Raw genomic sequence first — 22057 nt, forward strand, 5'->3', positions numbered from 1 at the left:
GCCTGCGGAGTCGTAGCGGTGACCTATGCGCCCAGTAAGGTCGCCGTACAGCGCAGGGCTACAGCGAGACCAGAAGGGCGACCGTCGTCGCGAGCAGGACGAGGAAGACGCCGATCCCGATCCCGGCGCGCCGCGTCAGGACCGCCGACAGCGCGCGCTCGGTCGGGCGTCGGCGACCCTCGCCGGCCGTGCTCGACACCGTCGTTACCGTCCGCAGGCCGCCGAGGACGGCCCGGGAGGAGCCCCGGTCGAGGACGCCGATGCCGTCGTTGACGCCCCGAAGGAGCCCCCGCATGAGCCCGATCGACACCGGGTTGTACGCGAGGTCGATGTCGGGGAGCTTCGGCGCCCGCGAGAGCGGGTTCTTGACGAGCGCGAAGCCGATCACGCCGCCGAGCGCGAGCCCGAGACCCTCCTGAAGGTGGCCGACGGTGAAGACGTGGAACTCGGAGACCACGGCCCGGTTGGGGAGGATCGCGAACAGTTGGTCGGGGAACAGGCCGTAGAAGACACAGAGGACGGCGACCGATCCCATCGCGACCGACTGGCCGAGGGTCGCGCGCTCGACGTCGTGGGTCCGGTCGTCGTAGAAGAAGACGTAGTAGCCGAGCTTGAGAAAGGACATGAAGGTGCCGACGCCGCCGATCAGGAGCATGTACCACAGCGGCTCGTACTGGGCGTAGTGGTGGGCCTCGGCGATGATGATTCCCTTGCTGACGAAGCCGTTGAAGCCGGGGAAGCCGGCGATCGAGAGCGCCGCGATCGTGAAGGCGACGAACGTGATCGGCATCTCCCGGGCCATCCCGTGGACCCGTTTGAGGCTCTCGGCGCCGGTGCGGTAGATGACGACGCCGACGGTCATGAAGAGCAGCGCCTTGTAGAGGATGTGGTTGAAGACGTGGGCGAACGCGCCCGAGGCGGCGAGTTCGGTGCCGATGCCGACGCCCGCGACCATGTAGCCGACTTGGGACTGGATGTGATAGGAGAGCAGCCGGCGCATGTCGTTCTGGAACAGCGCGAGGGTGACGCCGACGACCGCCATCGCGCCGCCCATGTAGGCGATCCAGAGGTGGCCGTCGGGGAACGCCCGGTAGAGCCCGTAGACGCCGGTCTTGGTCGTAAAGACACAGAGGAAGACGCTCGCGGCGACGTGGGGCCGGGGGTAGGTGTCGGGAAGCCAGGCGTGGAGGCCGACGAAGGCGACGTTGACGCCGATCCCCAGTGCCGCCAGGACCGAGGCGACCGTCCCCTCGATTCCGGCGTCGGTGATCAGGAAGGAGCCGGCTTCGGCGTAGTGCCAGACGACCGCCGCGATCAGGACGCTGCCGCCGATCCCGTGGAGGATCGCGTACCGGAGCCCGGCCCGGACCGCGACCCCGCCGTGGTGCCACACCAGGAGCGTGCTCGTCAGCGCCATCAGCTCCCAGCAGAAGACGAGCGTGAGCCAGTCGCCCGCGAAGACGGCGCCGAGGCTCGAGGCGACGTAGGCCAGCGCGTAGCCGGTCTGGACCGGGTCGGCGTCGGTAGACCACGAGTAGAGGACGGCGACGACGCCAATGAAGCCGAAGATCAGCCCCATCAGCCGCGAGACGGGATCGACCGAGACCAGCAGGACCTCGAACTGGCCGAAGGCGGTCGCCGACAGCTCGTAGCCGTCGGGAACGACGGCGGCGTAGGCGAAGGCGAGCCCGACCGCGAGCAGCCCCGCCGGGTGGATAAGCCGCGGGCGGATCGCCAGGACCGCCAGCGCGGCGAGGACGATCAGGACCGGCGGAATCGTAAAGAGGTCCATCAGAGGCTCACCCCCATCGCGTTCTCGACGATCACTTGAATGAGATCGAGGAAGACGAGCCGGTCGGGAATCACTCCGAGCGCGACGGCGCCGACGGCGGCGACGACGATCGGCCCGAGCATGAACCAGGTGCTCTCGGTAAGCGGGCTCCGGCGCTCCCAGCCGCCGGTCGCGTGGCCGCCGTGATCGGCCTTTCCGGTGTGGTCGCCGTGGGCACCGCGATCGGCCGCCGACTTATCGGTGGCATCGTGGTCGCCGTCTCGAGCATCGAGGTCGGCCGCGGCCGATCCCCCGTTGGGGACGGGCGTGGTCTCGCTCGCGGTCCGGCCCCCCTTCGGCGAGCCGCCGGCGGGGTACTCGAGCAGCGGCTTGGGATCGGGGTCGGTCCCCTCGAAGAACGCCTGGGAGACGACCGGCCAGTAGTAGCCGACGTTGAGGATCCCCGAGAGCAGCAGGACGGCGGCGAAGACGTAGGCGTCGATCGAGACGCTGCCGACGACGAGGAACCACTTGCTGACGAAGCCCGCGAGCAGCGGCATGCCGGCCATCCCGGCGGCGGCGACGGTAAAGGCGCCCATCGTCAGAGGCATCCGCCGGCCGATGCCGCCCATCTCGCTGATGTAGTCGGTGTGGGTCTCGACGTGGACCGCGCCGGCACAGAAGAAGAGGGTGATCTTCATGAACGCGTGCGCGGGGATGTGCAAGAGCGCGCCGACCAGGGCGTACTCGTGGAACAGTCCGAGCCCGAGGACGATGTAGGAGAGCTGTGAGACCGTCGAGTAGGCGAGCCGGCGCTTGAGGTGGTCCTGTCTGAGCGCGATGACGCTCGCGACGAGCAGGGTGACGGCCGCGACCGCAGCCAGCGGGATCCCGACGCCGAGGTCGGCGACGGCCTCGGGCCCGAAGACGTCGAGGACGACCCGCGCGATGGCGAAGACGCCGCTCTTGACGACCGCGACGGCGTGGAGCAGCGCGGAGACGGGCGTCGGCGCGACCATCGCGTCGGGCAGCCAGGAGTGAAAGGGCATGAGCGCGGCCTTCACGCCGAAGCCGGCCACGAGCAGGGCGAAGGCGACCCGGGCGAGGGTCGGATCGCTCGTCGCGAGCCCCGCGATCCCGCCGGGGGTAAAGGCGGTCGTCCCCGAAAGCGAGAGGACGATGAGCGTTCCCGCGAGGATCGCGACCCCGCCGCCGAAGGTGTAGATCAGGTACTTCCGGCCGGCCCAGATGGCCTCCTCGGACTCGTCGTGGGCGACCAGCGGGTAGGTCGCCACCGAGAGCAACTCGTAGAAGACGAACAGGGTGAGGAGGTTTGCGGCGAAGGCGACGCCCATCGCGGTCGCGATGCTCGCCGCGAACGCCGCGAAGTAGCGCGTCTGATCGTGTTCATTGAGCCCGCGCATGTAGCCGACGCTGTAGCTGCTCGTGACGATCCAGAGAAAGCCCGCGAGGGTGCCGAAGAGAACCCCCAGAGGGTCTGCCCGGAGCGCGAACTCGAGACCCGTGGCGTACGTTCCGAGGTCGGTGACGTAGACGGTCTCGGAGAGCGCGCCGGGGACCATGCTCGCGACGGTAAGGAAGGTCGCGATCGCGGCGAGGAAGGTCCAGCCCTCCCGGAGGTTCGGCCGGCCCCGCGAGGCCAGCACCAGGAGGACGGCCATGGCCGGGAGCGAGACGGCGAGCAACGGTCGGAGGGAGGCGACTGAGTCCATCAGTTATCGAGTAGGGTGGAGACGGTGGGTTCGAGAAGCGATTCGATGCCGGCGCCGGCGAAGCCGAGGACGACCGCGGCGATCGCCGCGGCGACGGTGACGGCGACGATCGCCCGGCCGGCCGACCGCCGGCGGGAGACCGGGCGGCCGGACAGGCCGACGGGCCCGCCCTCGGAACCGCCTCCGGGGCCACCGTCGGCGGCGGCCCGGGCGGCTCGATCGGGAGCGGGGTCGGTGAAGTAGATCCGTTCGAGCAGGCGCAGGACGTAACCCAGCGTGAGTACCGTGCTCGCGACGATGACGGCGACGAGCGGCCACGCGCCGGCCTCGACGGCGCCGATGGCGACGTAGAGCTTGCCGACGAAGCCGACCGTCGGCGGGACGCCCACGAGCGCGAGCGCGAGGACCGCGAAGGCGGCGCTTGCGTACGGTGCGCGCTCGCCGAGCCCGTCGTACTCCTCGACGGTGGTGACCCCGTAGGCGCCCGCAAAGGCCGCGACGCCGAGGAAGAGCCCGCCCTTGACGATCGCATGACCGATCAGGTGGACGACGGCGCCGACGAGCGCCGGCCCTTCGAGGAGGGCGATCCCGACGACGACGAGGCCGAACTGGGAGACCGAGGAGTACGCGAGCATCCGCTTGACCCGGCTCTGGAGCACCGCGAGCAGGCTGCCGGCGACGACGCTCGTGGCGGCGACCGCCAGCAGGACCTGCTGGACGACCGGGTTCGCCGCGAAGAACTCGACGGTGAAGACCGTAAGCGAGAGGCGGGCGAGCGCGTAGGCCGCCGTCGTCGAGACCAGCGCGGCGATCAGCGCCGTCACCCGGTCGGGCGCCGTCGTGTAGGCGTCGGGCTGCCAGGTGTGGACCGGAAAGAGCGCGATCTTGATCGCGAGGCCGGCGGCCACGAACGCGAACGCCCCAAGCACGAGCGGGTCGGTGTAGCCGGCTTCGGCCAGCGCGGGCGCGAGGTCGCGCATGTTGAGATAGCCCGTCGAGACGTAGGCGTAGCCGACCCCGATCAGGTACAGGGAGGCGCCGACGGTCCCCATGATGAGGTACTTCAGGGCCGCGAGCGCCGATCGCCCGGTCCCGTCGCTGGCGATCAGGGCGTAGGCCGCCAGGCCGCTGATCTCGAGGAAGACGTAGAGGTTGAAGACGTCGCCGGTGACACAGACCCCAGCGAGCCCCGCGACCAGGAGGAGATAGAGGCTGTAGAAGGTGTCCCGGCGCCGGTCGTCGAGGCTCGCGACGGCGACGGCGAGGCCGGCGACGCCGATCAGGGCGACCACGAGCGCCGACATCCCGTCGACGACGAGCGCGATCCCGCCCTGGGAGGGGCCGTAGCCGCCGATCTCGGTGACGATCTCCTCGCCGTCCGAGAGGGTCGTCCAGGCGAGGACCCCGGCGAGAACGGCCTGGACCGCCGTCGCGGCGAGGGCGGTCCCGACGCCGACCCACTCCGAGAGCCGGCCGAACGCGATCGGGATCACCGCCGCGAGGATCGGGACGACGACCACCAGGATCGAGGCCAACTCGATCCCGACGGCAGGCTCAATCACGCTCGAGCACCTCCACGACGACGTCCTCGCGGATGCTGCCGTACTCCTCGTGGATCCGGACGACGAGCGCCAGCGCCAGCGCGGTGAGGCTGACGCCGACGACGATGGCGGTCAGGATCAACACGTGAGGCAGGGGGTTGACGAAGGTTCCCTCGCCCCCGTGGGTGACCGCGGGCTCGGCGCCGTCCTGGACGGCGACCGTGATGAAAAAGAGGAAGATCCCCGTCTGGAAGACGTTGAGGCCGATCACCTTCTTGACGAGGTTCTCGTCGTCGATGACGATGTAGAGCCCGATGCCAAGCAGGAGCGCGAAGACGACGTAGTTGTACCGGGCGAACAGCGCCTCGATCACGCCCGGTCACCCCCTTCGGGTGCGTCGGGCCCGTCGCGGACGGGCCTATCGCCGCCGGTCCCCTCGCTACCGGGGGCCTCTGAGGAGAAGGTCCCGCCGTCGGTCGCTGCGGTGCCCTCGTCGTCCCGGCCGCTCTCGCCGTCCTCGCCGACGGGGGGCATCGCCCCCCGGGCGAGCGTAAAGAAGAGGCTCGTGACGACGCCGGCGACGGTCATCCCGATGCCGACCTCGACGAGTTCGATCCCGTACTTGTCGGGCTCGGGAATCGGGTAGACGCCGACCTCGAGGAATTGGCCCCCGAAGAGGACGGCGCCGAGGGCGATCGCGCCGAAGAGGGCGACGCCGCCGCCGACGAGGCCCACGAGGACCCGTTTGTCGATCCACTCCCAGGTGAGGTCGATCCCGTAGGCAAACGAGAGCATGACGATCACCGCGGCGGCGATCACGCCGCCCTGGAACCCTCCGCCGGGCGAGGACGCGCCGTGGAGGGTGACGAAGATCCCGTACGTGAGGACGAAAGGGGCGACCAGCCGGACCGTCGCCATGATCACCGGGCTCTCGACGTACGGACGCCGGGAACTCATTCGAACACCCCCCGGCGGAGCACCGCGAGCACGCCGACGCCGGCGGCGAAGACGACCGTCGCCTCGCCGAACGTGTCGAACCCGCGATACGCGACGAGCACCGCGGTCACGACGTTCTCGACGTGGGTGTCGTCGTACGCCTCCTCGACGTAGTACTCCGAGATCTCGCCGAAGGCGGGGTTCTCGCCGGGGCCGGCGCCGACCGCCGGCAGCGCGGGGACCGTCGTCAACACCGCCAGGACGAAGACGACACAGAGCGCCGCCGCCGGCAGGTTGACGTCGACGGTGGTCGCCTCGAGTCCGGTCAGGCGGGTCGTTCGGGCGATCGTCGCCAGGAAGAGGACGGTCATCACGCCCGCGCCGACGGCGGCCTCGGTCAGCCCGACGTCGGGGGCCTGGAGGACGATCCAGAGGATCGCCATCCCGAGGCTGTACCCCCCGAAGACGATGATCGCGGCGAGGACGTCCCGGAGCAGGGCGGTCATCACCGCCGTGGCGACGATGAAGACGAGCAGTCCGGCCTCGATCGGGGTGATCACCGCTCGTCACCCCGCTGCCAGGGCTCGATCCCCTGGTCGTGGGCCGCACGCGCGATGGCGTGGGCGGCCGTCGGACTCGTGATCAGCATGAACAAGGCGAGCAGGGCGACCTTGATCGTCGCGGCGTCGGCCCCGAAGGCGATCCCGACGGCGACCAAGGAGAGCAACGAGCCCAGCGTGTCGCTCTTGGAGGCCGAGTGGGCCCGCGTGTAGAGGTCGGGAAGTCGGTAAACGCCGACCGCGGCGACGCAGACGAAAAAGAGGCCTGCGGCGACGAACGCGCCGATCGCGAGGGTCCTGATCATCAGAGCACCCCCCCGCGCTCGACGGTGAACTTCGAGATGGCGACGCTCATCAGGAAGTTGAGCAGGGCGTAGACCAAGGCGATGTCGAGGAAGGCGGGTTCGGCGAAGGCGGCCGCCAGCAGGGCGATCACGATAACGGCGTTCGAGCCGATGACGTTCAGCGCGATCACCCGATCTTGCATCGTCGGCCCGATCATCGCCCGGCCCAACAGGAGCACCGAGACGAGGACCGTGCCGACCGCTCCGGCGAGCAGGAGCGTCGACTCCCCAACGTCGATCACGCGGCCTCACCCGTCCGGTCGTCGTCCGCGTCGCCCGCGGCCAACCGTTCGCGCGGCGAGGGATACCGCATCGCCTCCCGGCCGTAGAAGACGAACCGGACCGCCCGCTCCAGGCCGCCGTCGAGCAGGTCCGCGCGGGCGTCCTCGGTCAGCGAGTGGACGACGAACTCCCGGTTGCGGACGTCGAGGGTGAGCGTCCCGGGGGTCAGCGTGATGCTATTGGCGAGAGTCGCGGTCGCCGTCCCCCCCCAGACGCCGGCCTCGAAGCGCTGGACGGAGGGGTCGATCGGCAGATCGGGGTGGAGAACGACGTAGGCGATCCGGACGTTCGCCGTGAGTATCTGCCAGAGCAGGTAGGGGACGTACGCGAGCCAGCGGGCGGTCGCCCGGACCATCCCAACCGGCGCGGGCGCCCGCTCGAATGTGATCCGCGAGAGCGCTCCCGCAACGACGAGTGCCGTCGCGGTGCCGGTGACAAGATCGAAGACGGGCTGGGAGAAACCGCCGACGAGCATGTAGAAGCCAAAGGAAAGCCCCGCGAGCGTCAGAAACTGCGCGAGTCCGCCCCGGGTGGCAAAGCGGCGCTGGCGGGCCAGGCGCTCGACCGGCGCGACCTCGAGGTCGATCGAGTCGGCCTCCCGGAGCACCGACTCGAAGGTGTGTCCGATCGGCGACCCGCCCGCGGTCCGGTGGTCGGGATCGACGACGACCGTGTGTCGTTCGCCCGCGACGAACTCGACGATGGCGTCGGCGTACTCGACGGAGTCGACAGGATAGCGCTCGAGTTCGAGGGTCGCCCGCTCCAGGTCGACCGTTCCCTCCGGGTCGGTCATCTCGAGGATGTCGGCGGCCGTCGCCTCCGCCTCGGCGAGGAGGGACTCGCGCTCGCGCTCTGGGTCCCCGGGAGGTCCGTCGCGGGGGGAGGGAACGAGGAGGACGAACGCGACGCGGTCGTCGGTTTCGGCGGCCACCTCCCGTGCCTCGCGGGCCGCGTACTCGACGGTCGCGTCGAGGGTCGGCGAGTCGGAGACGGGGACGAGAAACCGGATATCCGCGTCTCCACTCCCGGGGTCGGTAGTCATTGCGCTGCGATTGCTACCGAGCGGCCTTCAATGTTCCTGATTCAAGGTGTGACGAGCCCGTTTTGGAAATGATCGAGGTCGAGGGTGGCGTTTGCGGAACACGTCTTCGTTTCCCGGAGATGAGTGGACGTCCGTTCGATCGACGATCCCCTGGCCGGCGAGCCGAGACGTTTACGGTCCCGCCACCCCGACGACGGGACGATGACGCTGTACGCGCGGCTCCGCCCGTACGCCTTCCGGCTGCCCGCCGAGATGGCCCACGAGGCGGGCAAGGGGCTGCTCCGGGTCGCCGGGGCGACCCGGCCGAGCCGGGCCGCGCTGGAGCGGGTCTACCGCTACGACCACCCCGCCCTCGAGATTGACCTGTTCGACACGACGTTCCCGAACCCCGTGGGGGTCGCGGCCGGCTTCGACAAGGACGCCGAGGTCACGGGCGGGCTGGCGGCGCTCGGCTTCGGGTTCGTCGAGGTCGGCACCGTCACCCCCGAGCCCCAGTCGGGCAACCGAAAGCCCCGTCTGTTCCGGCTCGCGGAGGACCGGGCGCTGGTCAACCGGATGGGATTCAACGGTGCGGGTGCCGACGCGGTCGCCGAGCGCCTGGCGGCCGGCCGCCCGGAGATCCCGGTCGGCGCCAACGTCGGCAGGATGAACGCCGCGGGCGAGGAGGAGGCGATCGAGGACTACCGGCGGGTGTTCGCCAGGCTCTCCCCTTATCCCGACTACTTCGTCGTCAACGTCTCCTGTCCGAACACCCCCGAGACGTTCGACGAGAGCTCCCCAGAGCACTTGGAGCGAGTTTTCGGAACGCTCCAGGCCGAGAACGACGCCGACGAGCCGATCCTCGTGAAGATCGGCCCCGACGCCACGGCGGAGGGAATCGGCGAACTCGTCGAGATCGCCGAGAGCCACGGGATCGACGGCATCGTCGCGACGAACACCGCGAGCGACCGCGAGGGGTTCGATCTCGAGTCGACCAACCGAAAGGAGTGGGGCGGCCTGAGCGGCGCCCCGCTTGAGGAGCGTTCGACCCGAGTCGTCCGCACGGTCGCCTCCCACACCGACCTTCCGGTGATCGGCGTCGGCGGCGTCGACTCCGCCGAAAGCGCCTACCGGAAGATCCGTGCCGGCGCCTCCCTGGTCGAACTCTACACCGCGTTCGTCTACGAGGGGCCGACGGTCGCCCGCGAGATCAACCGGGGACTGGTTTCCCTGCTCCACCGCGATGGCTTTTCGTCCGTGGAGGAGGCCGTCGGCGCCGATCTCTGAGTCGGGGCGAGCGGAGGGGAGTCGTTTTTGGCCGCCGGCGTCGTGGAGGGGGTATGGCGAGCAAACCCCCGGTCGAATGTCCCCTCTGCAACGAGGTTCCCGACGAGGACCACGACCTCGAGACCCACCTGGTCCGCGCCCATCGCCGGCGGGAGCTTGCGGCGTTCGTCGTCGCCAACCACGAGGCCGACCTCGAGGGCGACTTCACCTGATCAGCGGTAGGCCTCGAACTCCTGGCCGAAGATCGCGAAGTAGACGACGCCGACCATGCCGACCGCAGAGGCGACCGCGAACGAGGTTTCGGGGGTGGCGAACTCCCAGAGGGCGCCCCCGAGCAGGCCGCTGGGAATCACGACCGCGCCCCGGACGAGGTAGTACGAACCGGTGACCCGTCCGCCGGCACCCCGTTCGGCGGGGCCGACGATCAGGGCCTTGTGGGCGGGCAGCCCGGCGAAGCGAAGCCCCGAGAACGCAAACAGCGCGACCAGGACCCACACGTTCTCGGGCGCGAAGATCAGCACGATCGGGAAGGCCGCGTAGACGAGAAAGCCGAGGCCGACGACGGGTTTGAGCCCGGTGTACTCCGCGACCTTCGCGGCGGGTGCCATCGTGAGCAGGGCGACCGTCATCTCGACGCCGAGGAGGACGCCGAAAAAGGCAGCGGGCGCGAGGTCGATCGTGCCGACCGCGGGCACGGAGAGGGTGAGTCCGATCTCCATCAGCTGGGTGATCACCAGGATGAAGAAGGCGTAGACCATCCCGTTCGCAAAGCGGACGAACGTGTCGGCGACGAGCAGCGGGCGCAGGGGCTCGGGAAGCGCCCGGAGGTCCGCGAGGATTCGGGAGAGCCCCTCGAACTCCGAGCCGACGCTATCCTCGTCGGCCTCGTAGAGGTAGTGTTGGAGGATGGTGCCCAGCAACGCGAAGACGATCCCGATCGCGAGCACCCAGAGGAAGCCGGGCATCAGGTCGTCGGCGACGAGGACGGCGACGATCAGGGGTGCGATCAGAAACGCCGTTCGGCGAAAGGTCTCCGTGCTCGCAAAGCCACGAGCCAGCCGTCCGGGTTCGGTCGCCTGCTTGACGATGGCGTAGTGGCCCCCGATCCCGAACGACTTCCAGCACTGAGCGAGCAACAGACCGACGAACACCCAGACCCACGGCTCGAGGGTGACGACCCCCAGATCGATCGCGGGCACGTACGCCGCGAGCAGCCAGATTCCGAAGCCGATCGCCGAGAGGAAGCCGAAGACCGTCAGCGCGTAGCGCGACCCCACGCGATCGGAGACGATCCCTCCGTAGTAGGGGTAGACCGCCCCGATGACGTTGCCGAGGGTGGCAAAGGCACCGACGACGACCGCCGTCGCGCCCAGATAGACGAGGTACTCCGAGAGAAACCGGTTGGTCATCTGGAAGCCGAGGCTGAAGGCGAACATCGCGAGCGAGAGCACCAGCACGTCGCGCTCGAGCGAGAAGAACTGCCTGAAGGCGTCGACGGGACCGGAGACCTCGGCTCGTTCCGTCATGATCGGTGTTCTCTCTGCGGGGGTGAAAAACCTGAGCGAAGCGCCCGTTCGGGCCGGTAGTTCGGATCAGAAACCGAACCCGGGGCCGTCGAAGCCCTACCCGACCCGGCGACCCCAGCCGGAGTCGCCGACGACCTCGCCGTCGGCGTAGACGACCTCGCCGCGGACGACCGTCGCCGTCGCTCGCCCGACGAACTCCTCCCCGTCGAACGGCGTGACCGTGTTCTTGGAGTGGAGGTCCGCCCGGTCGAGGGTCCACTCGACGTCGGGATCGACGAGCGTGAGGTCCGCGTCGGTGCCGATCTGCAGGGAGCCCTTCTCGGGATACAGGTCCCAGACCTGCGCGGGCCGGGTCGAGTGTCTGTAGACCCATTCTTCGAGGGTGAGCCGTCCCTCGTCGACAAACGTGAGCATCGCGGGCACCTCGCTCTCGAGGCCGACGAAGCCCGAGACCGACTCCCAGGTGTTCCCGAACGGGTCGTCGACGCCCTTCTCGCGGTCGGTGTGGGGCGCGTGGTCGGTCGTCACGAAGTCGATCGTCCCGTCCTCGAACGCCGCCCAGAGCCGTGCCTGCTCGCCGGCGTCCCGGATCGGGGGCTGGACGCGGGCGACGTTGCCCTTCTCCCGGAGGACGTCCTCGGTGAATCGGAGGTAGTGCGGGCAGGTCTCGCAGGTGACGTCCACGCCCCGCTCTTTCCCGCGGGCGACCGCCTCCGCCGCAGAGCCCGAGGAGACGTGGAACATGTGGATTCGTACCCCCACGTCCTCGGCGAAGGTGATCATCCGCTCGACGGCCTCGCGCTCGGCGATGGTCGGCCGCGACCGGGCGTGGTCGATCGGCTCGTTGCGGCCCTCAGCGCGGAACTGCTCGCCGTAGAAGTCGATGATCTCGCCGTTTTCCTCGTGGAACCCCAGCCGATAGCCGGTCTCGGCGATTTCTTCCATCGCCGCCAGGATCTCTCCGTCTCCCGGCGGCGGCACGTCCCCGACCGTCGAGCCCAGAAATATCTTGAAGCCGACCGGGCCCGCGTCGGCGATCCCGGGAATCCGCTCTACGTTCTCGCTCGTGACGACCGCGAAGCTGCCGAAATCGACGTGCGATTTCTCCTCGCCGGCCGCGAGTTTGTCCTCGAGGCGGGTGGGCCGATCGATCACCGGATCGGTGTTGGGCATCCCGACGACGGTCGTCACGCCCCCCGCCGCGGCCGCCCGGCTCTCGGACTCCCAGTCGCCCTTGTGCTCGAGTCCGGGCTCACGGTTGTGGATGTGACAGTCGAGGATCCCCGGCACCAGGAGGTTTCCCTCGCCGTCTACCGTCCGATCTGCGTCGGGCAGCCGATCGCTCCGGCCGACGGCGACGATCTTTCCGTCCTCGACGGCGACGCCCGCGTCCTCGCTTTTCCCCTGGGAGGTGACGACGGTGCAGTGCTCGACGGCGAGATCGACGCTCATTGCCCGGGTGTGGCCCGGACCGGGCAAATAGCTTCCCGTTGTCGGGCCGTCGGCGCACCCGGACAGAATCGGATCGTGAGCTCAATCGAGGACCCGATCCAGGGCGTCCATCGTCCGCTCGACGCGATCGATCCGGGCGTTGTGGCCCATGTGGCCTACCCGGAGGATCTCGTCGGCTTCCTCGCCGATCCCGGTCGCGAGCAGGACGCCCTCTTCGTCCCACAGACGCTCTTTGATCCCGTCGGCGTCGGCGACCGACAGCGCCGTCACCGTCGGCGACGCGAGCGAGTCGTCGGTATAGAGTTCGAGTCCCATCTCCCTGGCGCGTTCCCGACACCGCGTCGCCGCTGCCTCGTGGCGCTCGTAGACCGCCTCAAGACCCTCCTCGCTGAGGAGATCGATCGCCGAATCGAGCGCGAGCAGGTTCGAGGCGAGGTGGGTGTAGGGAAACCACTCCTCGTCGGCGGCGTCCCGCCAGGGTTCGAGGTCGGTGTAGAGCGCGCGGCTCTCGACCGTTTCGATCCGGTCCCAGGCCGCCTCGCCCACCGAGAGCACCGACAGGCCCGGCGGCGCGCTGAAACACTTCTGGGAGGCCCCGAGACAGACGTCGATGTGCTCGGTCGGTACCGGAACGCCCCCGAGCGAGGAGACGGCATCGACGACCGTCAGCACGTCGTGCTCCGCGAGCGTCGCGAGAATCGGCTCTATGTCGTTCAAGGTGCCGGTCGGGGTCTCGCAGTGGACCATCGTGGCGAGATCGAACTCCTCCTCCGCGAGGCGATCCTCCATCGCCTCCCGATCCAGGGGTTCGTCCGGCGGCGCCTCACAGACGACGGCCTCGCCGCCGTACGACTCGACGAACTCCGCAAAGCCTTCCCCATAGACGCCGTTCGAGAGCGAGAGCACCCGGTCGCCCTCCGCGACGAGCGATGCGATGGCGGCCTCGAGCCCCAGGATGCCCTCGCCCCCCAGAATCACGACGTCGTCGCCGCCGTAGATCGGCTCGAGTTTCCCACAGAGATCGCGGTAGAACGCGAAGAACTCGGGTTCGACGTCGGGGTTCAGCGGCTGGCTCGCCATCCGCTCGCGGACTGCGGAGGGGATCTCGGTCGGACCGGGGGTCATCCGCAGCGGGCCGTCGGGATCGTCCGCAGGGCGGTCCACGTTCATGGATGGCCAACGGGGGTCGGGCACAAAACCGCGTCGCCGGCCTACCAGTTCCTGCACCAGGTTCAACCCGGAAGCGGACCACCGACGACCATGTCGTCTTCGACTACGGATATCGCCGACCGGATCGAACGCGTCGCCTCGACCGAGGCCGACGACGCCCACCTCTTTACGCTCGCGATCGCCGCCGACGAGCCGATCGCGCGGGGCCACGAACGCCTCGAGCCCGACCGGGCGACCGCCGACTACGTCGACCCCCAGCGGGCCTCGAAGTCGATCCGGCAGGCCCTCGAACGCGCCCGCGACCGACTGGATGAGTACGATTCGGTCCCCGAGAACGGCCTCGTGATCTACGCAGGCGTCGTCGAGAACGAGGTCGTCGATTTCGTCTTCGACGACCTGCCGACACCCGTCGAGACCGGCACGGTCGCCCAGGACAACGAGTTCGACACCGCGCCCCTCGAGTCGGGCTCCGGGGCGAGCGCGGACCTCGACGGCGAGTTCGGCCTCCTCGTCGTCGAGCGCGGCGGCGTGGCCCTCGGGCGACTCTCCGACGACGAGGTCACCGTCGTAGCGGAGTACGACAGCGAGGTCTCGGAGCGTGCGAGCACGAGCGGCTACGCCGAGGGGAGTTACGAGCGCGAGGACGACCGGCAGGCGGAGGCGTTCTACGACCGGGTGGCCGAGGACGCCGCCGAGGCCTTCCTCGCGGATTCCGCCGCGACCGGGGCCTCTCCGGAGGCCGCGGAGCGAACCGGAGACGGGGACGGAGCCGCCGTCGCCGGACTCCTCGTCGGCGGGACCAGCCACTCGGCCGAACAGTTCCTCGCCGACGACCGCCTCGACTACCGCCTCGAGGAGGCCCTCGTCGCCGACCCGATTCCCGTCGAGGACGCTTCCGAGAACGGACTGGAGCAACTGGCCGATCGGGGCCGCGAGGAGATCGAGGCGGCGAGCCGCGAGCGGGTCGCCGAGGCCCTCGATCGCTTCTACAGCGGGGTCGAGACCGACGAACCGGTCGCATCCGGCCCCGAGGAGGTCGATCGCGCCCTCGAGTTCGAGGCCGTCGAGACCCTGTTGGTCACCGGCGAGTTGTCCGTCGAGCGCCGTCATGGGTTCGAGCGCCGCGTGGCCGAGACCGGCGGCGAGTCGATCGCGGTTCCCGAGGACGTCGAGGGCGGCCAGCGACTCGCCGAGGAGTTCGACGGCGTCGCGGCACTGCTCCGGTACCCGATCGACTGATTCGTCGATTACAGCTCCAAGGCGTTCTCGAAGACCTGGTAGTTCTGGTAACCCCGTGCCTCGGTGCGGTGTTCGCCGTCCCGGAAGAGGTGGAAGTAGGGGGTAGCGTCGACGCCCGAGCGCCCGGCGGCGTCCTCGTCCAGGACCACCCGGTCCTCGTAGGCGCCCGACTCCGCTTCCGCCCGGATCGCCCCGGCGTCGAGGGAGGTGTTCTCCTCGAGGAACGAGACCGATTCGTCGAGAGCGCCCTCCGCGTCGTCGATCGACTCCTGGACCTCGAAGACGTGCTCCCGGAGGTCCCAGAAGGCGTCCATGTCGCGTTCGTAGGTCCCCCACTGGAACTGGAGTGCGGGGCCGCCCCACTCCTGGATGACGCCCAGTCCGCGCACGACGATGGAGAGCTCGCCGGCCGCCGTATGCTCGCGCAGGTCGGGCATGACCTCCGCCTCGAAGTCGGCACACGCCGGACAGCTCGGGTCGTCGAACATCACGATTGTCGCATCCACGTCCTCCGGCTCGGGACCGATCACCGGCGAGTGGCCCATGTTCCGCGTCGAGGAGTGGTCCACCTCCCAGCCGTCCTCGCTGCCGTCTTCGCCATCGTTCCCGTCACCACCATCGCCGTCATCTCCGTTGTTGCCATCACTGCCGTTCTCGTCATCACTACCGCCATCGCCGTCACTACCGTTTCCGTTGCCACCATCGTCATCACCCTCCTCACTCCCGTCGCCGCCATCGCCGTCGTTCTCGTTGCCGCCGTCGTCTCCGCTTTCGCCGTCGGACTCCCCACCATCGTTGTCGTCCCCGCTACTGCCGTCATCGCCGTCACTTCCTTCGCCACCGTCGGTGCTGCCATCGTCCCCATCGCCGCTACTGCCGTCGTTTCCGTCACCGTCGTCCCCTGGCTCGTCGGTTCCTTCGGTCTCCTCGGTCTCTTCGGTCGTTTCCGGTTCGGTCTCCTCGGTCTCTTCGGTCTCCGTCTCCTGGGTTTCGGTCTCCGTCTCCTCGGTGGGGTCGTCGGTTTCTTCGGTCTCGGTCTCTTCGGTCTCCTCGGTCGTCTCCGATTCCGTCGCGGTCTCCTCGGTCGGTTCGTCCGTCTCCGGAGGCTCGGTCCGCTCGGTTTCCTCGGTCGTTTCCGGTTCGGTCTCCTGGGTTTCGGTCTCCGTCTCCTCGGTGGGGTCGTCGGTTTCTTCGGTCTCCTCGGTCGTTTCCGGCTCGGTCTCCTGGGTTTCGGTCTCCGTCTCCTCGGTAGGGTCGTCCGTCGGCGACTCGGAGTCCGTCTCCTCAGTGTCGTTTTCGGTCGCCTCTCGGAGCTCCGTCCCGTTCTCGGTCGGGGACCCGGTGTCGTCGTCCGTTGCGGTGTCGTTGACCGTCTCCGTTTCCGTGGCGGTTTCGGGTGTCGATTCGTTGCCCGTCCCGTCGTCGGTTCCGTTGGCGTCGCCTCCGCTGTCGTTGTCGGCGAGTTCGGTGGCCTCCTCGTCGTCCAAGGTCTCGGGATCGGCGACGTTCGCGTCCCCGCTGTCGTCCGTACAGCCGGCGGTCGCGGCCATCGTGGCGCTCGCGGCCGCGAGAACGGTGCGCCTGCTCGGGTGGAGGGGGAGTCGATCGGCCCGGTACCGATCGTCGGGGCGGTCCTCAGCCATTGGCGGGGTCACCACGACCACTGTGATAAGAGTTCGTGATTGTCACCGACCGATACCAAATCGAGGTGTCACGACGGGGCACGTCACCGACCACGAACAGGGAACGGAAACAACCCCTGCAGGCACCCGCGGGGTCGGGGGTCAGCGCCGGCGCCGGAGCCGTCCCCGGACGAACGGAGTCGCGGGGAACAGCCCGCGGTCGAGACGCTCGATTTCGACGACGTCGAACGCGTCCCGAGATACGAACAGCTCGAGCGTGTCGCGGTTGAGCTGGCACCCCCCGGCGGCCCGCGCCCAGACGGGGTTGATGAGGTCCTGGAGCCGGCCGGTCGGGCCGTCGGCGTGGACGTGTTCGAGAAAGCGGAACTCGCCGCCGGGTTTCAGGACCCGGGCGACCTCCCCGACGGCCGCCTCGGGCTCCCCGATCGTACAGAAGACGACGCTCGCGACCACCGCGTCGAAGCTGTCGTCGGGGAAGGGAAGCGACTCGGCGCGGGCGTCCCGGAGGTCGATCTCGAGGCCGAGTTCCGACGCCCGCGCGGCGGCCCGCCGGCGCATGTGGGGGTCCGGTTCGATCGCGGCAAGCGAGATTCCTTCGCCGCGGGCCGCTTGCTCGGCCACGTGGGAGAACAGCGATCCGGTGCCGGCACCGAGGTCGAGGAGCCGTCCGGAGAGATTCCGAACGAGATAGTCGCGGTGGGCTTCCAGTATCCGCTCGTCGGGCGCCAGATCGTAGAGCCGGGCGAATCGGGGGTGGGAGATCTCCCCGCGTTCGTCCGTCGTCGCGTCGCTCATGGTCCCACCGACGGGATCGACGGAGGTAATCCTTGGGCACCGCCAAGGACGAAATAGCTGGCCGCCGTACTCCCCCCATGTTCGAGAACAGGACCGAGGCCGGCCGGCGCCTCGCCGCTGCCCTCGAGGACCGGGGAACCCGTGCGGACGTCGTCCTCGCGATCCCGCGGGGCGGGCTCCCGGTCGCCCGGCCGGTCGCCGACGCCCTCGAAGCTCCCCTCGACGTCGTCGCCGCCAAGAAGATCGCCGCGCCGGGCAACCCCGAACTCGCGATCGGCGCCGCGACGAGCGAGGGCGGGGTCTGGCGAAACGACGACCTCTGTGCCCGACTGGAGGTCTCCGAGGCCCATTTCGAGCGCGAACGCGACCGCGCGGTCGAGGCGGCCCGGACGAAAGCCGAGCAGTACCGTCCGGGGGGAAAGGTCCCGGAGGTCGCCGGCAAACGGCTGCTGGTCGTCGACGACGGGGTGGCGACCGGCGCGACCGCGATCGCGGCCCTGCGGGGGCTCCGGGCGGCCCGACCGGCGACCGTCTCGATCTCCGTCCCGGTCGGGCCGCCCGACGCCCTCGAGCGCCTCGAGGACGAAGCCGACGAGGTCGTCGCCCTCGAACGCCCCGTCGCGTTCCGGGCGGTCGGCGCCCACTACCGGGAGTTCCCCCAAGTGGGCGACGAGGAAGCGGTGGCCTACCTCGAGTGACTCAGGGTCGGCCCCGCCGGCCGGTCTGACCCGGCCCGCTCGCCGATCCGACCTGCGGGTTGCCCCACTCGATCACTTCGCCCTCGAGCTCTTCGATCTCGATGGCGCCGACCGTCGGGCTCCCCCGGAGGACGACGTCGCCGCCGACGCCCCCAGCGGAGAACGTCCCCTCGATGACGCTCGCGCCGCTCAGATCCACACCTTCGGTCACGTCGTCGGCGATCGAGAGATCGCCCTCGACGGTCGCCGATCCCGCGAGGCCGATCGCGCCCGCGACCGATCCGATCGAGAGACCGCCCTCGACCGTGGCGTTCCCGCGGAGGGCGAGGCCGCCGACCGAGCCGTCGATCGCGACGTCGGCGACCAGGGAGCCGGCGGTGATCCGGACCTCGCCCGCGACCTCGCCGGTGACCGCGACGGATCCGACGTCGGCGGCACCGTCCACGACGAGGTCGCCGCCGACGTCGCCGGCGATCTCGATCGACGGCACCGTCGCCGAGCCGCCGACGTGGACGTCGCCGGTGACCGAGCCGACCGAGACGGGATCGTGCTCGCCGTAGCGGACGGTCAGCTCCTCGACGGGTGGCTCACCGACGGGATGGAACAGCCCGAACCGCTCGTCGAAGCGGCCCGTGACCGGGAGTCCGGGGTCGTCGGCGAGGTTCGACTCGGGATCGATCACGCGGTCGTCGTTCAGTCGGAGGTCCGAGCCCAGTCCGCCCGCGACCGCCTCGAGGTTCCCCCGGTGGGCGGCGCTCGCCTCGGCGCTTCCCAGGAGGACGACCGCGCCGCCCGCGTCGCGGTACTCCGCGAGCGCGGCGAGTTCGGCGTCGGTGTACGCCTGCCCCGGCGCGGTGAGGAAGACGGCCGTCGGTTCGTCCTCCTCGGGCAACGTGTTCACGACGTCGTTGATCTGGCGCAGGCGGCTCCCGACGCCCTCGACGAATCTGAGGTAGTACCGGGCGTCCTCGAGCGAGATCGAGCCGGCGGCACCGAACTGGGCGTGGCCGCCCTCGATCAGGAAGTCCCCGTCGTTCTCCGAGAGAGAGGCCGCGAGGTTGGTCACCAGGGGGAAGTTGCCGTAGCCGCTCGTGTCCACGCCGAGATCCTCGTCCTCCTCGTAGGCCTCGTCGATGAGAACCCCGCCGACCATCCCGACGCGGCTGTCCTCGTCGACGCCGACGAGCGGGGCGTCGTCGTAGCTCTCGAACTCGCCGCCGAGGGATTCCTGTTCGGCGCTCTCGCCTGCGAGCACTGGCGACCGGTCGGCCGGAAGGGGACCCGAACTCGTCGTGATGCTCGAGGGCCGCGGGACGTACACCTCCTCGACGGGGTCGTTGCGGTGTTCGGGGACGGCCTCGAAGTCGGACGCCTCCCAGACCCCGCGGCCGTCGGCGAGGGCGGCCTCTTCCGCGGCCGCGAACTCGTCGTGGCGCGCGAATCCCGAGGAGTAGACCCGGGCGTACCCCTCCTCGACCATCTCGAGGTTGTACTCGGCGGTGTAGTTCCCGTCGGGACCGGCGTCGAAGTCGTCGGGGTCGTAGCTCAGGTAGCCCAGGAGCCGGCCGTAGTTCCCGCGCAGGGGCTCGACCTCGTCGAAGCTGAGTTCGATCCGCCGGCCCTCGATGGACTCGCCGGTTCCGGCTCCATCCGGCGCCAGCCGGTCGAGTGAGAACGAGGCGGCCTTCCCGCCCCACTCGTCGAGATGGGACTCGCTCTCGATCCCGAACCACTCCTCGATCTCGTTTCCGCCGCCCGTCTCGGGCGTGTCGAACCCGAGCGTCCGGACCCTGTCGGTGTAGTCGTACTCGCCGTCGAACTCGACGTCGACCGTGTCGCCGTCGATCACGCTCACGATCCGGCCGTGGTAGGTCTCTTCGGGATCGAAGTCGATCCCGAGGACGGTTTCGCGTTCGGCGAAGTAGTCGAACTCCGTGTTGAAGTTCGTCGTCTCGATGTCGAACTCGCCGTCGCCGTCGTTGACCTGATCGGAGTTAAAGCGGAAGGCGAGCTCGAGGGCGTCGGCGATTCCGTTCAGATTTTCGGTTTCGTCGAAGCCCGTCTCCGTGTTGCCCACCCCGCCGAAGTCCGACTCGTCGAGCAGGAAGACGGCGCCGCCGTCGGCGACGAAGTCCGAGAGGGCGTCGAGTTCGGCGCCCGAGAACGCCTCGGTCGGCGAGGCGACCACGAGCCCGTCGGCGTCGGCGAGGCCGATCCCGCCGAGGCCGGAGAAGACGTCGAACCCGTCGTTGAAGTTGGCGGTCGTCGGGACGTAGGGGGCGCCCGCGTTGTTCTCGGGGTCTTCGACCTGGTCAGCGTTGAAGCGGAAGCCGAGATCGAGGTGGTCGGCGATGGCGTTCAGATTCGGGGTTTCGTCATACCCGTTGTAATCGGACTGATCGAGCAGGAACACGGCACCGCCGCCAGCGAGGTGGTCATCGAGCGCGGCGAGTTCATTGTCGGTATAGGCCTCGCTCGGCGACGGGACCGCGAGCAGGTCGGCGCCCTCGAGATCCGATATCCCGTCGCCAATCGCGAGTTCGGCCTCGACCGTGAGGGGATCGGCGTCACCCTCGAGCGTGATCGTCGCCGTCTCGCTTTCGGCGGGGTTCTCGATGCCGTCGATCTCGACGATTACGGGACCGGCGACGTCGCTCTGGAAGCTCCCCGAGAGGTCGAACGTCGCCGACGACCCGCCGTAGCTCCCCTGGTTGACGCTGATCTCGCTCGTGTCCGGCCCGCCCGAGAGGGTTCGGGTCATCGTCACCGTGACGTCCTCGTCGGTCAGCCCGTCCAGCGAGGCGCTTTCGTACTCGACGGCGATCGTGTCGACTTCGTCGCCGTCGGCTCCCGACTCGCCGAAAGCGAGGTCCTCGAGCGTCCAGGTGTGCGTCGAGGGCTCGCCGGGGATAGCGGGGTCGGCCGCCAGCACGCCACCCTCCGTGCTGCCGCCGCCACTGCCGCCGGAGCCGCCGGCGAGCAGGTCCTCGCTCGCCTCGAACCCGTAGCCCTCGTTCTCGACTGCGTCGGCGAACGCGCCGAAGTTCGAGGAGTCGTAGAAGGTGTCGTGGGCGTCGTCCCAGACGACGGTTCCCGAAGCGCCGATCGTGTCCTCCAGGAGAGCGAGCGCGAACTCCTTGTTCGCGTCGCCGAAGTCGTCGTCCGCGATCAGTTCGGGCGTGCCGAAGCCGACGACGTCCCCCTCGCGCGAGATCAGCGGGATCTCCTCGTCCTCTCCGTAGAGGTGTGCGGCTTCGTCGCCCGCGTTGTCCACGTTCTCGGCGGTGTCCTCGGCCCACACCATCACGCGCTCGGGGTCGGTCAGGACCCCGCCGTCGGGCGCCAGCTGGCTCGCTGTCGAGGGGAGGGTGAGCGACCCGCTTCCCAGGAGGTCGGTCGTCGCCTGCAGGTCGTAGCCGGAGTCGCCGGCGTACTGACGGAAGGAGTCGTAGTAGTCGAGTCCGAGTTCGTAGAACTGATCGTGGCCCTCGTCCCAGAGGACCGTGCCCTCGCCGCCCATCCTCGCGTCGAAGAGGTTGAGCATGAACTGCTCGTTGTCGGCGTCGAAGCCGCCGTTGGAGTCGCTGACGAAGTCGGCGGTGCCGATCCCGACGACGCCGCCGTCCTCCGAGACGAGCGGGATCGGGTTCTCGTCGTACACCACGGTCTCGGGACCGTCGGCGGTCGTCTCGAAGTTGTACGCCGTCGGCTCGGCCCACACGACGACGTGATCCTCGTCTCCCAGCTCGCTCTCGCCGTCGGCGGCGATCTGGCTCGCCGACGAGTAGAACGTGAGCCGGTCGAGTTCGACCCCCTCCGCCGCGCTCGCGGCCTCGGACCCGAAGACGGTCGCCGGGAGCGCGAGCGAGCCGACCGCGGCCCCGACGCCCGCGAGGAAGCCACGTCGGTCGAGCCGGTCGCCGCCATTGCTGTTGGCCATGACTGTCGATCCCGCCAACCGGTCAAAAGTATTTATATGATCGGGCAGGAGCGATATATACTCACATCCTTCTGCGGACGACACCACCCCGTCTCGTCCTTCTGCGGACGACACCACCC

At 69.3% G+C, this 22057-nt stretch carries 19 protein-coding genes; 4 read left to right on the top strand and 15 right to left on the bottom strand.

The features are described from left to right. Positions 1-58: 58 nt before the first annotated feature. Genes DVH23_RS05650 through DVH23_RS05690 form a run of 9 tightly spaced genes read right to left on the bottom strand, consistent with a single transcriptional unit; the run spans position 59 to position 8209 of the window. Positions 59-1792, bottom strand: coding sequence for a Na(+)/H(+) antiporter subunit D (locus DVH23_RS05650; RefSeq protein ID WP_114576465.1), 1734 nt, complete (start codon positions 1790-1792; stop codon positions 59-61). After that, positions 1792-3504: a complex I subunit 5 family protein gene (locus DVH23_RS05655; RefSeq protein ID WP_114576466.1), complete on the bottom strand. Its 1713-nt coding sequence runs from the start codon at positions 3502-3504 to the stop codon at positions 1792-1794. The genes DVH23_RS05650 and DVH23_RS05655 overlap by 1 nt, the downstream gene beginning before the upstream one ends. Beyond that, a complete protein-coding gene (locus tag DVH23_RS05660; protein ID WP_232833704.1) occupies positions 3504-5066 on the bottom strand; it encodes a proton-conducting transporter membrane subunit in 1563 nt (520 codons plus the stop codon). Before DVH23_RS05660 ends, DVH23_RS05655 begins: the two co-directional genes overlap by 1 nt. After that, a complete protein-coding gene (locus tag DVH23_RS05665; protein WP_114576467.1) occupies positions 5059-5418 on the bottom strand; it encodes a cation:proton antiporter subunit C in 360 nt (119 codons plus the stop codon). Before DVH23_RS05665 ends, DVH23_RS05660 begins: the two co-directional genes overlap by 8 nt. Continuing rightward, entirely contained in the window at positions 5415-6002 is a 588-nt protein-coding gene (locus tag DVH23_RS05670) for an MnhB domain-containing protein (protein ID WP_114576468.1), read from the bottom strand. The genes DVH23_RS05665 and DVH23_RS05670 overlap by 4 nt, the downstream gene beginning before the upstream one ends. Continuing rightward, entirely contained in the window at positions 5999-6541 is a 543-nt protein-coding gene (locus DVH23_RS05675) for a DUF4040 domain-containing protein (RefSeq protein ID WP_114576469.1), read from the bottom strand. Before DVH23_RS05675 ends, DVH23_RS05670 begins: the two co-directional genes overlap by 4 nt. Next, positions 6538-6846: a monovalent cation/H(+) antiporter subunit G gene (mnhG, locus tag DVH23_RS05680; protein ID WP_114576470.1), complete on the bottom strand. Its 309-nt coding sequence runs from the start codon at positions 6844-6846 to the stop codon at positions 6538-6540. The genes DVH23_RS05675 and mnhG overlap by 4 nt, the downstream gene beginning before the upstream one ends. After that, on the bottom strand, positions 6846-7127 hold the full coding sequence (locus DVH23_RS05685; RefSeq protein WP_114576471.1) for a cation:proton antiporter: 282 nt from the start codon (positions 7125-7127) through the stop codon (positions 6846-6848). Before DVH23_RS05685 ends, mnhG begins: the two co-directional genes overlap by 1 nt. Further along, a complete protein-coding gene (locus DVH23_RS05690; RefSeq protein WP_114576472.1) occupies positions 7124-8209 on the bottom strand; it encodes a monovalent cation/H+ antiporter subunit E in 1086 nt (361 codons plus the stop codon). Before DVH23_RS05690 ends, DVH23_RS05685 begins: the two co-directional genes overlap by 4 nt. Before the next feature lie 201 nt (positions 8210-8410). On the opposite strand from DVH23_RS05690, the gene DVH23_RS05695 reads away from it, so the two are divergent. Together DVH23_RS05695 and DVH23_RS24140 are read left to right on the top strand one after the other, a co-directional pair. Next, entirely contained in the window at positions 8411-9475 is a 1065-nt protein-coding gene (locus DVH23_RS05695; RefSeq protein WP_114576747.1) for a quinone-dependent dihydroorotate dehydrogenase, read from the top strand. Positions 9476-9528: 53 nt separating this feature from the next. Further along, on the top strand, positions 9529-9687 hold the full coding sequence (locus tag DVH23_RS24140; RefSeq protein WP_198667856.1) for a hypothetical protein: 159 nt from the start codon (positions 9529-9531) through the stop codon (positions 9685-9687). Here the strand turns inward: DVH23_RS24140 and DVH23_RS05700 are convergent, their stop codons facing one another. From DVH23_RS05700 to DVH23_RS05710, 3 genes are all read right to left on the bottom strand, one after another. Beyond that, positions 9688-11004: an MFS transporter gene (locus DVH23_RS05700; RefSeq protein WP_114576473.1), complete on the bottom strand. Its 1317-nt coding sequence runs from the start codon at positions 11002-11004 to the stop codon at positions 9688-9690. Positions 11005-11097: 93 nt separating this feature from the next. Continuing rightward, on the bottom strand, positions 11098-12453 hold the full coding sequence (allB, locus tag DVH23_RS05705; RefSeq protein ID WP_114576474.1) for an allantoinase AllB: 1356 nt from the start codon (positions 12451-12453) through the stop codon (positions 11098-11100). An 81-nt stretch (positions 12454-12534) separates the two neighbouring features. Beyond that, positions 12535-13623 (bottom strand): alanine--glyoxylate aminotransferase family protein, encoded by a 1089-nt coding sequence (locus DVH23_RS05710; protein ID WP_232833705.1) that lies wholly within the window; start codon positions 13621-13623, stop codon positions 12535-12537. A 90-nt stretch (positions 13624-13713) separates the two neighbouring features. Here DVH23_RS05710 and DVH23_RS05715 point away from each other — a divergent pair, with 90 nt between their 5' ends. Further along, positions 13714-14862, top strand: a complete 1149-nt coding sequence (locus DVH23_RS05715) for a Vms1/Ankzf1 family peptidyl-tRNA hydrolase (RefSeq protein WP_114576475.1) — start codon at positions 13714-13716, stop codon at positions 14860-14862. 8 nt (positions 14863-14870) lie between these two features. Here the strand turns inward: DVH23_RS05715 and DVH23_RS05720 are convergent, their stop codons facing one another. Together DVH23_RS05720 and DVH23_RS05725 are read right to left on the bottom strand one after the other, a co-directional pair. Further along, positions 14871-16505, bottom strand: a complete 1635-nt coding sequence (locus DVH23_RS05720; RefSeq protein ID WP_114576476.1) for a thioredoxin domain-containing protein — start codon at positions 16503-16505, stop codon at positions 14871-14873. A gap of 141 nt (positions 16506-16646) precedes the next feature. After that, positions 16647-17300: a class I SAM-dependent methyltransferase gene (locus DVH23_RS05725; RefSeq protein WP_114576477.1), complete on the bottom strand. Its 654-nt coding sequence runs from the start codon at positions 17298-17300 to the stop codon at positions 16647-16649. Positions 17301-17377: 77 nt separating this feature from the next. Here DVH23_RS05725 and DVH23_RS05730 point away from each other — a divergent pair, with 77 nt between their 5' ends. Then, a complete protein-coding gene (locus DVH23_RS05730) occupies positions 17378-17998 on the top strand; it encodes a phosphoribosyltransferase (RefSeq protein ID WP_114576478.1) in 621 nt (206 codons plus the stop codon). Position 17999: 1 nt separating this feature from the next. Here the strand turns inward: DVH23_RS05730 and DVH23_RS05735 are convergent, their stop codons facing one another. Continuing rightward, the gene (locus DVH23_RS05735; RefSeq protein WP_198667857.1) at positions 18000-21938 is read right to left on the bottom strand and encodes a thermonuclease family protein; all 3939 of its coding nucleotides are present in this window, start codon (positions 21936-21938) and stop codon (positions 18000-18002) included. Positions 21939-22057 lie beyond the last annotated feature (119 nt).

It is taken from the genome of Saliphagus sp. LR7, from assembly GCF_003344565.1.
Taxonomy (GTDB): Archaea; Halobacteriota; Halobacteria; order Halobacteriales; family Natrialbaceae; genus Saliphagus; species Saliphagus infecundisoli.

What these genes read in the sequence shown, in the direction of transcription:
- DVH23_RS05735 (WP_198667857.1), bottom strand. Translation starts at nt 21,938, where the DNA reads ATGGCCAACAGCAATGGCGGCGACCGGCTCGACCGACGTGGCTTCCTC.
- DVH23_RS05725 (WP_114576477.1), bottom strand. Translation starts at nt 17,300, where the DNA reads ATGAGCGACGCGACGACGGACGAACGCGGGGAGATCTCCCACCCCCGA.
- DVH23_RS05695 (WP_114576747.1), top strand. Translation starts at nt 8,411, where the DNA reads ATGACGCTGTACGCGCGGCTCCGCCCGTACGCCTTCCGGCTGCCCGCC.
- DVH23_RS05710 (WP_232833705.1), bottom strand. Translation starts at nt 13,623, where the DNA reads ATGAACGTGGACCGCCCTGCGGACGATCCCGACGGCCCGCTGCGGATG.
- mnhG (WP_114576470.1), bottom strand. Translation starts at nt 6,846, where the DNA reads ATGATCAGGACCCTCGCGATCGGCGCGTTCGTCGCCGCAGGCCTCTTT.
- allB (WP_114576474.1), bottom strand. Translation starts at nt 12,453, where the DNA reads ATGAGCGTCGATCTCGCCGTCGAGCACTGCACCGTCGTCACCTCCCAG.
- DVH23_RS05720 (WP_114576476.1), bottom strand. Translation starts at nt 16,505, where the DNA reads ATGGCTGAGGACCGCCCCGACGATCGGTACCGGGCCGATCGACTCCCC.
- DVH23_RS05730 (WP_114576478.1), top strand. Translation starts at nt 17,378, where the DNA reads ATGTTCGAGAACAGGACCGAGGCCGGCCGGCGCCTCGCCGCTGCCCTC.
- DVH23_RS05690 (WP_114576472.1), bottom strand. Translation starts at nt 8,209, where the DNA reads ATGACTACCGACCCCGGGAGTGGAGACGCGGATATCCGGTTTCTCGTC.
- DVH23_RS05670 (WP_114576468.1), bottom strand. Translation starts at nt 6,002, where the DNA reads ATGAGTTCCCGGCGTCCGTACGTCGAGAGCCCGGTGATCATGGCGACG.
- DVH23_RS05650 (WP_114576465.1), bottom strand. Translation starts at nt 1,792, where the DNA reads ATGGACCTCTTTACGATTCCGCCGGTCCTGATCGTCCTCGCCGCGCTG.
- DVH23_RS24140 (WP_198667856.1), top strand. Translation starts at nt 9,529, where the DNA reads ATGGCGAGCAAACCCCCGGTCGAATGTCCCCTCTGCAACGAGGTTCCC.
- DVH23_RS05655 (WP_114576466.1), bottom strand. Translation starts at nt 3,504, where the DNA reads ATGGACTCAGTCGCCTCCCTCCGACCGTTGCTCGCCGTCTCGCTCCCG.
- DVH23_RS05715 (WP_114576475.1), top strand. Translation starts at nt 13,714, where the DNA reads ATGTCGTCTTCGACTACGGATATCGCCGACCGGATCGAACGCGTCGCC.